Genomic DNA, 14,723 nt, shown 5'->3' with positions numbered 1-14,723 from the left:
CTATATTTAGTTTTCAAGGTCCATGTTTAACTGGAATTTGAATAAGTTTGATTTACTAAATATATTATACGAGGAGGCTCAACTATGAAAAACCGGTGGGTAACCTTACTCGTGATTTTACTGCTGCTTATAGCAGGCGGCTGCACACGGGCCGGAAGGCCCGCCAGGAAGCCGGCCGTGCCGGAAATACCCGATAAAATAAGCCGGGGGGCGGGAGTGGAGCCCAGGCTGAGGGTTTATGAAGTTCAGACAAAGACTGTAAAAGAGATGCCCCTGGAAGACTACGTGGCCGGTGTGGTGGCCGGTGAAATGGAGAATTACTGGCCTGTCAAGGCCCTGGCGGCTCAGGCCATTCTGGCCAGGACCTATGTGCTTGAATTTATTTCCGACAGAGGCGGTTCAAAGTACGGCAATGCCGACATCTCCACCGACTTTGAGGAAGCCCAGGCATGGAACCCCGACAACATAAACGACAACATAAAAAAGGCCGTGGCCATGACCCGAGGTAAGGTTATAAGCTACAGGGGAAAATACGTTAAAGCCTGGTTTCACTCGCATGCCGGCGGGATAACGGCCACCGCAAAGGAGGGCTTGAATTACAAGGAAGCGGAGCCCCCGTATATCCGGGTGGTTAAATCTCCCGACGAAAACGCCGGGCCGCCGGGGAAGCGGACCTGGTCCGCAGCCTTTTCCAGAGAAGAATTGAGGTCGATAATCAGACAGAAAATGGGGCGGGACCCGGGGCCCATCGACGACGTGAGCATAGTAAAAAAAGGGCCTTCCGGCAGAGCCACCCTGATAAAAATAGGCAATGCCACGGTATCTGCCCCGGACCTCAGGATAGCGCTGGGGAGCATGAAGATGAGGTCGACGCTGCTCACAAGCCTGAAAGTCGAGGGAGACCGGGTGGTAATGGCGGGCAAGGGTTTTGGCCATGGAGTGGGTCTTTCCCAGTGGGGCGCCAACGTAATGGCAAAACAGGGGCGTTCGCCGGAGGAAATAATTCGATACTACTTTAATAACGTGGATATCGTAAAATTGTGGAAATAACTTTTGCGGGTTGTCAGACCGATATCATATTTTTAAACCCTCCCGAATAAATTTATTAGGGGAATCTATTGAAGGGAGGGTGTTTTCATTTATGGAAGAAAAGGCGCAGAGCAGACATAAACTAACGCTTCAGAATAGGGAAATACTGGATATAACCGGGGTCATTAATGTGGAAAAATTCACCGATGACGATATAATCCTGGAAACACAGCAGGGGATGTTAAATATAAAGGGCGAAAAAATGCACATGAAACAGTTGAACCTGGATGGGGGGCTTATTGTGGTGGAAGGTCTCATCAAATCCCTGACGTATTCCGAAGGGGGTTCCTCTAAGGAAAGGGGCAAAGGCATCTTGAACCGCCTTTTTAAATGATGTCCGGTGAAAGTACGGGCTTTTGAGGGGGACGGGATCAATTTGTCGCGGTGGACAAATTTTTAAGATCAAGGGGAACTGATTATTATGAGCACTGCCGAAATAGGTGAACAGGCCGCGCTGCTGGCGGTTTCCTTACTGCTCGGTTTTTTGACAGGGTTAATTTTTGACATATACAGGAGGGCGAGAAATTTGTTTTCCCCCGGACCCTTTTTGACAGCTCTGGGGGATTTGTGTTTTTGGGGCGTCATAACCGTCATCACGTTCTACTCCCTCTTCAAAATAAACTTCGGCCAGGTTAGGGGATACCTGTTTCTTGGCCTGGCCGTTGGGCTGTTTTTATACATTACTTTTTTCAGCGGATACGTTATCAGAGGATTTTTATTGTTTGATATCTTTGTAAAGAACCAGAGGAGTAAGGTTTCGTATTTCGACCACCGCTTAAGAAGGTTGAAGGTATTTAAATTACCGTGCAGGATTTATGATGATGCTCGACGGATATATTCAAAAATTAAAAAAAAATAAAGGAGGATTTTTTGAAGTTTTATCGAAGAATATATGAAAAGAACTGGGAGGTCATGAAGGTGACAGGGAAAAAGAAATTCAGGATACGCCACCTCCTGGTAATATTTTTTTTGTTCTACTGTCTGTACACCCTTATAACCCAGCAATTGAAAATGGTAAGCCTTACCCGTCAGGAGGTGGAACTTCGAGAGCAAATCAAAGCCGCCCTGGAGGAGAGGGAGGATTTAAAAAGGCAGATCCAGCTGCTGCATACAGACAGCTTTATCGAAGGGATCGCCAGGGACGAACTGGGCCTTGTAAAGCCGGGGGAAATCATTTATAAAAACGCTGAAAAACGCCCGAAATGAGCTTTATTGACGAACATGAATAGATACAGTATAATAAATCTATTGAAGGAAATCTAAAGGAGGAATTCTTTAAGTATGCCTGTTGAGGTGGGCCAGATTTTGGATGGCAGGATAACTGGGATTACAAAGTTCGGGGCCTTTGTGGAATTACCTGACGGAGTAACGGGACTGGTTCATATTTCCGAAGTGGCCGACAGTTTTGTAAAGGATGTCAACGATTATTTGAAAAGGAACGACGTGGTTAAGGTAAAGGTGATAGGGGTTTCCCAGGACGGGAAGATCAGTCTTTCCATCCGCAGGACCGGTGAAAATAATTCCAGAGACAGAAGGTCGAAGGAAAGAGACAACCTCAGCTTCGAGGACAAACTGGCCAGATTCATGAAGGAAAGTGAAGAAAAGCTTTTGGATATTAAGAGAAGCCATGAGGCCAAAAGAGGGTCCGGCGGTTTCGGCAGGAGGAGGGCTCTTTAAACGCAATCATAAAATAGGTTATATGAGAAATTCATCCAGGGGCGACCCTGGATTTTAATTATATAAAATATAAGGAGAATACATTATGAGATTTGCGGTGATAGACCTTGGCTCCAACTCCGCAAGGCTTCTGGTGGCGGACTGCAAAGGTCAAAATCTGACGCCGCTTCACAGGGAACTTATCACCACCCGCCTGGGCAGAGGGGTGGCAAAAGAAAGGCGGCTGGATGAGCCGTCAATGCGTGATACCCTGTCGGCGGTTTCGCTTTTTAAAGATAAGGCGGCCCGCATGGGGTGCGACCGCGTTCTGGCCTTTGCCACCAGTGCCGTACGGGAGGCGGAAAACGGCCGGGATTTTCTGGATGTGGTCAAAAAAGATGCGGGTCTTGATGTGGTGCTGCTCGAAGGCGAGCGGGAGGCGAAGCTTTCTTTTATCGGGGCCAGAGCCGGGCTGGGCCTTGCGGGGATGGCTCTTGTGGTTGATATCGGAGGCGGAAGCACAGAGCTTACACTGGGGGACAGCCGCATTGTAAAAAGCGTTAGCCTCCCCATGGGGGCGGTGAAATTTACACAGATATATTTTTCTTCCGATCCGCCCGCCGCTTCGCAAATACTGGCGGCCGGCGCGGCCGTCGAGGAATTGCTGTCGGATTTTGCCGAATTCTTCGGCAAAGCGGTCCCCCGCGGACAAATACCCGCGGTTGGCGTGGGAGGCACCTTTACTACGCTGGCGGCCATGGTCCGGCGCCTTGAAATATACGATCCCGGCAGGGTTCACGGTTTTACCCTTCAACTGAATGAGGTGGAACGGGTTTTCGGCGGACTCTGCTCAATGACACTGGAAGAAAAAAAGAAAATACCTGGTCTTATGCCCCAGAGGGCGGATATCATTGCGGCTGGAACCCTCATCGCACTCCGTTTAATGAAGAGGCTGAATCTCCCCGCCATCCGGGTCAGCGAATGGGATTTGATGGAGGGGTTTATTTTTGAGAGCGTGAAATTTGAACGGCCATGAGCATGTCTCGCCTCTCAATTGAAAATTTAATTAAATTGTTGACAAATATGAGGGTTTATGGTATTATATAACATTGCATGATTATAAGCAAAAACCATACCATGAGCTCTTTTTTTATCTCTTCTGTATAATTTTCCCTTGTTTAGGAGATAGTATAATAGATTGTTCCGCGTCAAAAACCAAAAGCATTTTTTGTCCGCTTTTGGCTATTTTTACTTATAAATGAGGGGTGAGGGAAACGATGGTTCATCCTGTCAAAGTAGGGGAACGCACCCGCTGGAGTTATTCCAAGATAGAAGAAGTCATGGGCCTGCCCAACCTTATTGAGATTCAGAAGGATTCCTACAAGTGGTTTCTCGAAGAAGGCCTTAGAGAAGTTTTCCAAGACATTTCCCCTATAGAGGATTTTACCGGTAACCTGGTGCTGGAGTTTATCGACTACACCCTTGAAAACAACCCCAAGTATTCCGTGGACGAGTGCCGGGAGAGGGATGTTACATACGCCGTACCCCTAAAAGTCAAGGTCAGACTTATAAACAAGGAGACCGGCGAAGTAAAAGAGCAGGAAGTCTTTATGGGCGATTTCCCTCTCATGACAGAAAACGGCACCTTTATTATCAACGGGGCCGAGAGGGTCATTGTGAGCCAGCTGGTCCGATCGCCGGGGGCTTATTTCGACAGACAGAGAGACAAAAACGGCCGGGACCTGTATTCGGCGACGATTATTCCCAACCGGGGAGCCTGGCTGGAGATGGAAACGGATTCCAACGAGGTTATAAACGTCCGCATAGACAGGACGCGAAAGGTGCCCGTTACGGTGCTTCTCAGGGCGCTGGGATACGGGAGCAACGCCCAGATTCTGGAACTTCTGGGCGAGGACGAGAAGATCCTTCGCACCTTTGAAAAGGATAATACGGAAAATCAGGAGGAAGCCCTGCTGGAGATCTACAAGAGGCTTCGCCCCGGTGAACCGCCCACCGTGGAAAACGCCAGGGCGCTGCTGGAAGCGCTGTTTTTCGACCCCAAGAGGTACGACCTGGCCCATGTGGGGCGCTACAAATTCAACAAAAAGCTCAGGCTCAGAAACCGCATAGTCGGCAGAATCAGCGCCGAGAATGTTGAAAATCCTAACACCGGCGAGGTTATACTCAAGAAGGGTGAAAAGATAACCCGCAAAATGGCGGAATTGCTCGAATCCCTTAAAATTAAGGAAATAAAAATTCAGGTCCAGGAAGACAAGGTCGTAAAGGTGATAAGCAACGGGTACTCGGACGGGGATGGCTCCGATGTCTTTCGCACCGAAAAGTATATAACGGTAGACGACATCGTGGCCTCGGTAAATTATCTTTTAAACCTTTCCTACGGCATAGGCGACATAGACGACATCGACCACCTGGGCAACCGCAGACTGCGGTCTGTGGGCGAACTCTTGCAGAACCAGTTCAGGATAGGCCTTGCCCGAATGGAGAGGGTGGTCAAGGAAAGAATGACCATCCAGGACGTAGACACCATAACGCCCCAGGGGCTTATAAACATCAGACCCGTGGTGGCGGCTATTAAAGAGTTTTTCGGCAGCAGCCAGCTTTCTCAGTTCATGGACCAGACCAACCCGCTGGCCGAGCTCACCCATAAGAGGAGGCTCAGCGCCCTGGGCCCCGGCGGCCTTTCCCGGGAAAGGGCCGGGTTTGAGGTCCGCGACGTGCACGATTCCCACTACGGCCGCATGTGCCCCATAGAAACCCCGGAAGGTCCGAATATCGGCCTGATAGGTTCTCTCAGCACTTATGCCAGGGTGAACCAGTACGGATTTATAGAAACCCCTTACCGCAAGGTGGATAAGGAGCGGGGGGTTGTCACCGACGAGATTGAATATCTCACCGCCGATGACGAAGAGGCCTTCACCATCGCCCAGGCCAACACCCCTCTTGACGAAGAAGGAAGATTCATTCAGAAAAGGGTTACCGCCAGGCGCAAGCAGGAAATAGTGGTGGTGCCGGCGGATGAGATAGACTACATGGACGTATCGCCCAAACAGCTGGTCAGCGTGGCCACGGCTCTCATACCATTCCTGGAGCACGACGACGCCAACCGTGCTTTGATGGGTTCCAACATGCAGCGCCAGGCGGTGCCGCTCCTGGTCACCGAAGCCCCTCTGGTGGGTACGGGCATCGAGCACAAGGCGGCGGTGGATTCCGGCGTAATGATTCTCGCCAGAAACGACGGTGTGGTGGAGAGGGTTACGGGAAACGAAATCGTGGTTCGCCGGGACGGTGACGGGGGTCTTGATGTATATAAAGTCCACAAATTCTTGAGGTCCAACCAGGGTACGTGTATAAACCAGAGGCCCATTGTCAAGAAAGGGCAGCGCGTGGTCAAAGGACAGCCCATAGCCGACGGTCCATCCACGGACCACGGAGAGCTAGCGCTGGGGAGAAACGTGCTGGTGGCCTTTATGCCCTGGGAGGGCTACAACTACGAGGACGCCATTTTACTTTCCGAGCGTCTGGTAAAAGACGATGTGTTTACATCCATTCACATAGAGCAGTACGAGGCTGAGGCTCGCGACACAAAGCTGGGCCCGGAGGAGATCACCCGCGACGTACCCAACGTAGGTGAAGAAGCCCTTAAAGACCTGGATGAGAGGGGCATCATAAGGATAGGTGCGGAAGTAAGAGCCGGAGACATTCTGGTCGGAAAGGTTACTCCCAAGGGCGAAACGGAGCTTACCGCCGAAGAGCGGCTGCTCAGGGCCATCTTCGGCGAGAAAGCCCGTGAGGTGCGGGATACTTCCCTGCGGGTTCCCCACGGAGAGTACGGCATTGTGGTGGACGTAAAGGTGTTCACGAGGGAGAACGGAGACGAACTGCCGCCCGGCGTGAACGAGCTGGTGCGCGTTTACATCGCCCAGAAGAGAAAGATTTCAGAGGGCGACAAGATGGCCGGGCGCCACGGGAACAAGGGCGTTATCTCCAGAATAATGCCCGTTGAGGATATGCCCTTCCTGCCCGACGGCACGCCGGTGGATATCGTCTTGAACCCCCTGGGGGTGCCTTCTCGAATGAATATCGGTCAGGTTCTGGAAACCCACCTGGGATGGGCGGCTAAAGCCCTGGGGTGGCATGTGGCCACGCCGGTCTTTGACGGCGCCACCGAGGAGGAGATAATAGAAACCCTTAAAAAAGCGGGCTTACCGGAAGACGGAAAGACGGAACTCCGGGACGGCCGCACCGGGGAATATTTCGACCGCCGCGTAACGGTGGGATACATGTATATGCTGAAGCTGGCCCACCTGGTGGACGACAAGATTCACGCCCGCTCGACAGGGCCGTACTCGCTGGTCACCCAGCAGCCGCTGGGAGGCAAAGCCCAGTTCGGCGGCCAGAGGTTCGGAGAGATGGAAGTCTGGGCACTGGAAGCGTACGGAGCCAGCTTTACCCTGCAGGAACTCCTCACGGTAAAATCCGACGACGTGCTGGGACGGGTGAAGACCTACGAGGCCATAGTAAAAGGCGAAAACGTGCCCGAACCCGGCATACCCGAGTCTTTCAAGGTTTTGATAAAAGAACTGCAATCCCTCTGCCTTGACGTAAAGATACTTTCGGAAGACGCAAAAGAAATAGAAATCAAGGAATACGATGAAGAAGACGAAGAAGAGAGGCCCCTTGACGTAAACATGGAGGGTCTGGAAGACGAAGGGCAGCCCGGCGGCGTTTATGAAGAGGAACAGGAAGAAGAGGAACAACCAGAAGAAGAGGAAGTAAATGAAGAAGATTTGATTTACGATGATTATACCGGGGAAGACGACGGTAAAACCGAGTTCGACGACCTGAGCCTGGCGGACGAAGATCTGGAAAAAGACATTATACCGGGCGGTACGGATGATGATCTGGAAGACTTTTAAGTCCCCCATTATTTAAGAAGGGAGAGAAAACCCCTTGCTTGAACTGAATTTTTTCGACTCCATAAAAATCGGTCTTGCCTCACCGGAGCAAATCCGGGAGTGGTCCAAGGGAGAAGTAAAAAAGCCCGAGACCATCAACTACAGGACACTGAAACCTGAGAAACAGGGATTGTTTTGCGAGAGGATTTTTGGTCCCATAAAGGACTGGGAGTGCCACTGCGGCAAGTATAAAAGGGTAAGGTATAAAGGCGTGGTCTGCGACCGGTGCGGTGTGGAAGTGACCAAGTCAAAAGTCCGGCGCGAAAGGATGGGCCACATCGAACTGGCGGCCCCCGTCTCTCACATATGGTTTTTAAAGGGCATTCCCAGCCGTATAGGTTTGATGCTGGATATGTCTCCACGTTCTCTGGAGAAGGTGATATACTTCGCCTCCTATATAGTCATCGACCCCGGCAATACTCCGCTTACCAAAAAACAGCTTTTAAATGAAAAGGAATATAAGGAATACAGAGACAAGTACGGCAACGCCTTCAGAGCCGGGATGGGTGCGGAGGCCATAAAGGAACTTCTTGAAGAGATAGATCTGGAAAAACTGGCGAAAGAGCTGAGGGCGGAGCTGAAAGATGCCAACGGCCAGAAAAAGGTGAGGATATTAAGACGCCTTGAAGTTGTGGAAGCCTTCAGGAAATCCGGCAACAGGCCCGAGTGGATGATTCTTGAGGTAATTCCCGTAATTCCGCCGGATCTGCGCCCCATGGTCCAGCTCGACGGCGGGCGTTTCGCCACATCGGACCTTAACGACCTTTACCGGAGGGTAATAAACAGAAACAACCGCTTGAAGAGGCTGCTGGACCTGGGAGCTCCGGACATCATAGTCAGAAACGAAAAGCGCATGCTCCAGGAGGCTGTGGACGCCCTCATAGACAATGGCAGAAGAGGCAGGCCCGTCACCGGACCCGGCAACAGACCATTAAAATCCCTGAGCGACATGCTCAAAGGGAAACAGGGCCGATTCCGGCAGAACCTGCTGGGCAAGCGCGTGGATTATTCCGGCCGTTCCGTGATAGTGGTGGGACCGGAACTTAAACTTTATCAGTGCGGCCTCCCCAAAGAAATGGCTCTGGAACTATTCAAACCCTTTGTAATGAAAAAGCTGGTATCCGACGGTTACGCCCACAACATAAAGAGCGCCAAGCGCATGGTTGAAAGGGTGAAACCCGAGGTCTGGGACGTGCTGGAAGATGTGATTAAAGAACATCCGGTGCTGTTAAACCGCGCCCCCACCCTTCACAGGCTCGGCATTCAGGCCTTTGAACCGGTGCTGGTGGAAGGCAGGGCCATACAAATACACCCCCTGGTGTGCACCGCCTATAACGCGGACTTCGACGGCGACCAGATGGCCGTTCACCTGCCCCTTTCGGCGGAAGCCCAGGCGGAGGCAAGGCTTCTTATGCTTTCCACGAATAATATATTGAAGCCGCAGGACGGCAAGCCCGTGGTTACACCCACCCAGGACATGGTGCTGGGTTCCTATTATCTCACCATAGAAAGGGCCGGGGAGAAGGGCGAAGGCAAGTACTTTTCAAGTCCCCAGGAAGCCGTGCTGGCCTATGAAATGGGGGAAGTGGGGCTGCACGCCGTAGTAAATGTGAGGATAACCAGAGAGATTAACGGCGAAAAACGCAGCAAAATCATCAAGACGACGCCGGGACGCATCATATTTAATGAAGGTATTCCCCAGGATCTCGGCTTTGTGGACAGGAGTAAAGACCCCTTCGACCTGGAGCTGAACACTCTTGTGGATAAGGGCAAGCTGGCCGAGATTGTGGACCGCTGCTACCGCATCCACGGCACCACGGTTACGGCGGAAGTGCTGGACCTCATAAAGAAAAAGGGCTACAATTTCGCGACGAAAGCCGGCATCACCATAGGTATCACGGATATAGAGGTGCCGGCGGAAAAGGAGAAAATCCTCTCCGAAGCCGACGAAAAGGTGGACCAGGTGGAGCTTTTATACAGAAGGGGATTGATATCCGAGGAAGAGCGCTATGAAAAGATTATAGAGATCTGGACCGAAGCCACCGAAAAAGTAACCGAGACCCTTATGAACTCCCTGGACAAGTTTAATTCCATCTACATGATGGCCAACTCCGGCGCCAGGGGCAACAAGCAGCAGATAAGGCAGCTGGCCGGAATGAGAGGCCTCATGGCCGATCCCTCCGGCAGGATCATAGATCTCCCCATCAAGGCCAATTTCCGTGAAGGCCTGACGGTGCTCGAATACTTCATATCCACCCACGGCGCCAGGAAGGGGCTGGCCGACACCGCCCTCAGGACCGCCGATTCCGGATATCTAACCCGCCGCCTGGTGGACGTCAGTCAGGATGTAATAGTGAGGGAAACGGACTGCGGCACCACTGAAGGTATAACCGTAAAGGCCATAAAGGACGGCAGCGAGGTTATCGAACCTTTGAAAGAGCGCATTGAGGGCAGATTTGCTCTGGAAGATGTGACGGACCCCGCCACCGGAGAGGTCATCGTCCACGCCGATGAGATGATCACCGATGATATGGCCAACCGTATAGTAAAGGCCGGAATCGAGGAGGTTAAAATACGGTCTGTGCTCACCTGCAGGACCCGGCACGGGGTGTGCGTAAAATGCTACGGCAAGAATCTGGCCACCGGCCAGGTTGTAAATGTGGGTGAAGCCGTTGGCATCATTGCCGCTCAGTCCATAGGAGAACCCGGGACCCAGCTCACCATGCGGACCTTCCACACCGGCGGCGTCGCCGGCGAGGATATCACACAGGGTCTGCCCAGGGTGGAAGAGCTTTTCGAGGCCCGCAGGCCGAAAGGCCAGGCGGTGATCACCGAAGTGGGCGGTACGGTCAAGGTTATCGAGAGCAAAAAGAAGAGGGAAGTGGAAATCACCACACCCACCGGCGAGACCAGGGTTTACCAGGTGCCTTACGGTTCCAGGCTGAAGGTCTCAAACGGCATGGTGGTGGAACCCGGAGACGAGCTGTGCGAGGGTTCCGTCAACCCGCACGACATATTGAAGATAAAAGGCATTAGAGGTGTCCAAACATACCTGCTGCAGGAAGTGCTCAGGGTTTACAGGCTCCAGGGTGTCGACATCAACGACAAGCACATAGAGATAATAATCCGGCAGATGCTGCGCAAAGTAAAGGTGGAAAACCCCGGAGACACCGACCTTTTACCCGGCGAATTAATAGATGTTTTCGAGTTTGAAGACATCAACAATAAAGCCATACAGGAGGGGAAAAAACCGGCCGAAGCAAGGCGCGTACTTCTGGGCATAACCAAGGCATCCCTTGCCACCGATTCCTTCCTGTCGGCGGCTTCCTTCCAGGAGACCACCAGGGTGCTGACCGAAGCCGCTATAAAGGGCAAAGTAGACCCGCTCCTGGGGCTAAAGGAAAACGTTATTATAGGAAAGCTCATCCCGGCGGGCACCGGCATGAGCCGTTACAGGAACGTTAAGATACACCCGGTGGAAGAAAAAGCCCGGGAAAATGCAATACAAGAAAACGCAAAACAAGATGAAGCTGCCCTTATTGACAGTGAAAATCCATGATGATAAAATATATAAGTGCGTGTTTAAGCTCTCTTTAATTGCATTTGGCGGGAGGGCGAGAAAATGCTTCAAAAATTAAAAGAGGCCCCCAAAAAGACCATAGGGACGAAACAGACCATGAAGGCTCTGGAAAAGGATAGAGTTTCGGTGGTTTTCATAGCGCAGGATGCAGAAGAGCACGTAGTAGCTGGATTAAAGGAACTGTGCCGTCAAAAGGGCATTGAGGTAGTTCCTGTGGCCACCATGAAGGAGTTGGGGGATGCCTGTGGGATTGAAGTAGGGGCAGCATCGGCTGCGATCTTAAATCAATAATACCGCCTTTAAAGATGCCCCTATAAAGGGCATCTTTTTTTAGTTTACCGGAAGGAGGTGTAAAAATGCCGACTATAAATCAACTGGTGAGAAAGGGAAGGCAGAAAGTGGTGTACAAATCCACCGCTCCCGCTTTGAAGGGTTCTCCTCAGAAAAGGGGTGTCTGCACTGTTGTCAAGACCACCACTCCCAAAAAGCCTAACTCCGCATTGAGGAAGATTGCCAGGGTAAGGCTAACCAACGGTATCGAGGTCACCGCATATATACCGGGCATCGGCCACAACCTGCAGGAGCACTCGGTGGTGCTTATCAGAGGCGGCAGGGTAAAGGACCTTCCCGGTGTGAGATATCACATCATTCGGGGCACGCTGGATGCCGCAGGGGTGGCCAACCGCAAGCAGGGCAGGTCCCTGTATGGAGCCAAGAGGCCCAAAAAATAACCGGTAAAGGAGGGATAGGATGCCAAGGCGCGGTCATGTGGTCCGAAGGGATGTACCGGAGGACCCGCTGTACAAGGATAAGCTGGTTACAAAGCTCATCAACAAGGTAATGTACGACGGCAAGAAAGGTATTGCTCAGAAGATCTGCTATGGTGCTTTTGATATAGTAAAACAAAAAACCGGCAAGGACCCCCTGGAAGTGTTTCACGAAGCGCTGAAAAACGTCATGCCGGTGCTGGAAGTGAGACCCAGGCGAGTGGGCGGCGCCACCTACCAGGTACCCATGGAAGTCAGGCAGGAGAGAAGGCTTTCCCTGGGGATAAGGTGGCTGGTGGAGTACGCCCGGAACCGTGGGGAAAGGACCATGAAAGAAAAGCTGGCGGCGGAAATCATGGATGCCGCTAACAACACTGGCGGAGCCGTCAAGAAGAAAGAGGAAACTCATAAGATGGCGGAGGCCAATAAGGCATTTGCTCATTACAGGTGGTAGAAAAGGCGCTGAACTTCAGGGAAACTTGGCGGGATAGAAAGGAGTGTAATTTGTGCCTAGGCAAGTATCACTGGACAGGCTACGGAACATAGGTATAATGGCGCATATAGATGCCGGTAAGACCACCACCACCGAAAGGATTCTGTTTTATACCGGCAAAACGCATAAAATGGGTGAGGTCCATGAAGGTTCTGCCGTAATGGACTGGATGGAGCAGGAGCAGGAGAGGGGCATAACCATAACTTCGGCTGCAACGACGTGCTATTGGAAGGATCATCGCATTAACATTATCGATACGCCAGGGCACGTGGACTTTACGGTGGAGGTAGAACGGTCCCTGCGGGTTCTCGACGGTTCAGTGGCGGTGTTTTGCGCTAAAGGCGGGGTAGAACCCCAATCCGAAACGGTCTGGCGTCAGGCCGACAAATACCGCGTTCCAAGAATTGCCTATGTTAATAAAATGGATATCATTGGGGCGGATTTTTACAATGTCATTGAAATGATGAAGGAAAGGCTTGGAGCCAATCCCGTTCCAATCCAGATTCCCATTGGCAGTGAAGATACTTTCAAAGGGATAGTGGATTTGATTCATCAAAAAGCTTACATCTACACCAACGACCTGGGGACGGAAATCCAGGAAACGGATATCCCGGAGGAACTCCGGGACAAAGCCGCGGAATACAGGGAAAAAATGCTGGAGGCCATTTCTGATGTGGACGAAGAGATCATGATGAAGTACCTGGAAGGCGAGGAAATACCTCCGGAAGAAATCATGAGGGCCATCAGGAAAGGATGCATTGACGTAAAACTCACCCCCGTGCTCTGCGGGTCATCTTACAGGAACAAAGGCGTGCAATTGCTCCTGGATGCCATAGTGGCATATCTGCCTTCACCTCTGGACATTCCGCCGGTAAAGGGCATCAGCCCCAATAGCGGGGAGGAGATAGAAAGGCACGCCAGCGATGACGAACCGTTTTCGGCCCTGGCATTCAAGATTATGAGCGACCCGTATGTGGGCAAACTGACTTATTTCAGGGTATATTCCGGCACGCTCAAGTCCGGCTCATATGTGTATAATTCCACCAAGAATAGAAAAGAGAGAATAGGCCGGATCCTTTATATGCACGCCAACCACCGTCAGGAAGTCGATGAAATCGCCACAGGCGATATAGTGGCGGCGGTGGGTCTGAAGGATACCACTACGGGCGATACCCTTTGCAGCGAAGAACATCCTATCGTACTGGAGTCCATGCAGTTCCCCGAGCCCGTGATCTCGGTGGCCATAGAACCCAAGACCAAGGCCGACCAGGAGAAGATGGGAATTGCTCTGCAGAAGCTTGCCGAAGAGGATCCGACATTCAAAACCCATACCGATCCCGAAACGGGCCAGACAATTATCTCCGGCATGGGCGAACTGCATCTGGAGATCATAGTCGACAGGATGTTCAGAGAATTTAAGGTGGAAGCCAATGTGGGCAAACCCCAGGTGGCTTACAAGGAGACCATACGGAAAGCCGTCAAGTCGGAAGGCAAATTCATCCGCCAGTCCGGGGGCCGCGGCCAGTACGGCCATGTGTGGCTTGAGATCGAACCCAGGGAGCCGGGTAGCGGATACGAATTTGTCAACAAGATCGTCGGCGGCGTAATACCCAAGGAATACATCCCCGCCGTGGATACCGGAGTACGGGAAGCCCTTGAAAACGGCGTGCTGGCGGGATATCCGGTGGTGGATGTGAAGGTTACCCTCTACGATGGGTCGTATCACGAGGTAGACTCTTCGGAAATGGCCTTCAAAATAGCCGCTTCCATAGCTTTTAAAGAAGGCATGAAGAAAGCCCAGCCGGTGCTGCTGGAACCCATTATGAAAGTGGAAGTGGTGGTGCCGGAAGAATACATGGGCGACGTCATCGGTGACATAAATTCCCGCCGGGGCCACATAGAAGGCATGGAACCCCGGGGAGGCGCCCAGGTTATCAGGGGCTTCGTGCCGCTGGCCGAAATGTTCGGTTACGCCACCGATTTGAGGTCAAAAACTCAGGGAAGAGGCACTTACACCATGCAGTTCTCCCATTACGCTGAAGTCCCGAAGAGTATAGCGGATTCCATCATCAATAAGTGATTTGGAGGAGGATAAATATGGCAAAGCAAAAATACGAGAGGACAAAACCGCATGTCAACGTAGGGACCATAGGTCACGTAGA

Annotated in this window: 12 protein-coding genes; all 12 read left to right on the top strand. The window is 51.8% G+C overall.

Annotated elements, in window-relative coordinates; genetic code table 11:
- Positions 1–84 precede the first annotated feature (84 nt).
- The 12 genes from ACKX14_RS14815 to fusA all read left to right on the top strand — a co-directional run bounded on the left by ACKX14_RS14815 (position 85) and on the right by fusA (position 14,641).
- The gene (locus ACKX14_RS14815) at positions 85–1,050 is read left to right on the top strand and encodes a SpoIID/LytB domain-containing protein (RefSeq protein ID WP_422449014.1); all 966 of its coding nucleotides are present in this window, start codon (positions 85–87) and stop codon (positions 1,048–1,050) included.
- A gap of 91 nt (positions 1,051–1,141) precedes the next feature.
- Positions 1,142–1,423, top strand: coding sequence for a sporulation protein YabP (gene yabP / locus ACKX14_RS14810; protein WP_422449012.1), 282 nt, complete (start codon positions 1,142–1,144; stop codon positions 1,421–1,423).
- 87 nt (positions 1,424–1,510) lie between these two features.
- A complete protein-coding gene (gene yabQ / locus ACKX14_RS14805) occupies positions 1,511–1,948 on the top strand; it encodes a spore cortex biosynthesis protein YabQ (protein ID WP_422449010.1) in 438 nt (145 codons plus the stop codon).
- Between the two features lie 11 nt (positions 1,949–1,959).
- Positions 1,960–2,295 (top strand): FtsB family cell division protein, encoded by a 336-nt coding sequence (locus ACKX14_RS14800; RefSeq protein ID WP_422449008.1) that lies wholly within the window; start codon positions 1,960–1,962, stop codon positions 2,293–2,295.
- A 75-nt stretch (positions 2,296–2,370) separates the two neighbouring features.
- Positions 2,371–2,766, top strand: a complete 396-nt coding sequence (locus ACKX14_RS14795; protein WP_422449006.1) for a S1 RNA-binding domain-containing protein — start codon at positions 2,371–2,373, stop codon at positions 2,764–2,766.
- A gap of 85 nt (positions 2,767–2,851) precedes the next feature.
- Positions 2,852–3,781, top strand: a complete 930-nt coding sequence (locus ACKX14_RS14790; RefSeq protein WP_422449004.1) for a Ppx/GppA phosphatase family protein — start codon at positions 2,852–2,854, stop codon at positions 3,779–3,781.
- A gap of 241 nt (positions 3,782–4,022) precedes the next feature.
- The gene (gene rpoB, locus ACKX14_RS14785) at positions 4,023–7,682 is read left to right on the top strand and encodes a DNA-directed RNA polymerase subunit beta (protein WP_422449002.1); all 3,660 of its coding nucleotides are present in this window, start codon (positions 4,023–4,025) and stop codon (positions 7,680–7,682) included.
- A gap of 34 nt (positions 7,683–7,716) precedes the next feature.
- The gene (rpoC, locus tag ACKX14_RS14780; RefSeq protein ID WP_422449000.1) at positions 7,717–11,280 is read left to right on the top strand and encodes a DNA-directed RNA polymerase subunit beta'; all 3,564 of its coding nucleotides are present in this window, start codon (positions 7,717–7,719) and stop codon (positions 11,278–11,280) included.
- Positions 11,281–11,343: 63 nt separating this feature from the next.
- Positions 11,344–11,592: a L7Ae/L30e/S12e/Gadd45 family ribosomal protein gene (locus ACKX14_RS14775; RefSeq protein WP_422448998.1), complete on the top strand. Its 249-nt coding sequence runs from the start codon at positions 11,344–11,346 to the stop codon at positions 11,590–11,592.
- Between the two features lie 65 nt (positions 11,593–11,657).
- Positions 11,658–12,032, top strand: coding sequence for a 30S ribosomal protein S12 (rpsL, locus tag ACKX14_RS14770; RefSeq protein WP_422448996.1), 375 nt, complete (start codon positions 11,658–11,660; stop codon positions 12,030–12,032).
- 19 nt (positions 12,033–12,051) lie between these two features.
- Entirely contained in the window at positions 12,052–12,522 is a 471-nt protein-coding gene (gene rpsG / locus ACKX14_RS14765) for a 30S ribosomal protein S7 (RefSeq protein ID WP_422448994.1), read from the top strand.
- Positions 12,523–12,574: 52 nt separating this feature from the next.
- Positions 12,575–14,641 (top strand): elongation factor G, encoded by a 2,067-nt coding sequence (fusA, locus tag ACKX14_RS14760; protein WP_422448992.1) that lies wholly within the window; start codon positions 12,575–12,577, stop codon positions 14,639–14,641.
- Positions 14,642–14,723: the final 82 nt, after the last annotated feature.

The sequence above is a fragment of the Thermorhabdus hydrogeniformans genome (assembly GCF_049310025.1).
GTDB lineage: Bacteria > Bacillota > Thermosediminibacteria > Thermosediminibacterales > Tepidanaerobacteraceae > JBJYKD01.
The sequence above is the reverse complement of the archived record's forward strand: the minus strand, read 5'-3'. Positions and strand labels throughout refer to the sequence as shown.

Coding starts and splice junctions, on each gene's coding strand:
- yabQ (WP_422449010.1), top strand. CDS start 1,511: ATGAGCACTGCCGAAATAGGTGAACAGGCCGCGCTGCTGGCGGTTTCC.
- rpsL (WP_422448996.1), top strand. CDS start 11,658: ATGCCGACTATAAATCAACTGGTGAGAAAGGGAAGGCAGAAAGTGGTG.
- ACKX14_RS14775 (WP_422448998.1), top strand. CDS start 11,344: ATGCTTCAAAAATTAAAAGAGGCCCCCAAAAAGACCATAGGGACGAAA.
- ACKX14_RS14790 (WP_422449004.1), top strand. CDS start 2,852: ATGAGATTTGCGGTGATAGACCTTGGCTCCAACTCCGCAAGGCTTCTG.
- ACKX14_RS14795 (WP_422449006.1), top strand. CDS start 2,371: ATGCCTGTTGAGGTGGGCCAGATTTTGGATGGCAGGATAACTGGGATT.
- yabP (WP_422449012.1), top strand. CDS start 1,142: ATGGAAGAAAAGGCGCAGAGCAGACATAAACTAACGCTTCAGAATAGG.
- rpoB (WP_422449002.1), top strand. CDS start 4,023: ATGGTTCATCCTGTCAAAGTAGGGGAACGCACCCGCTGGAGTTATTCC.
- ACKX14_RS14815 (WP_422449014.1), top strand. CDS start 85: ATGAAAAACCGGTGGGTAACCTTACTCGTGATTTTACTGCTGCTTATA.
- rpsG (WP_422448994.1), top strand. CDS start 12,052: ATGCCAAGGCGCGGTCATGTGGTCCGAAGGGATGTACCGGAGGACCCG.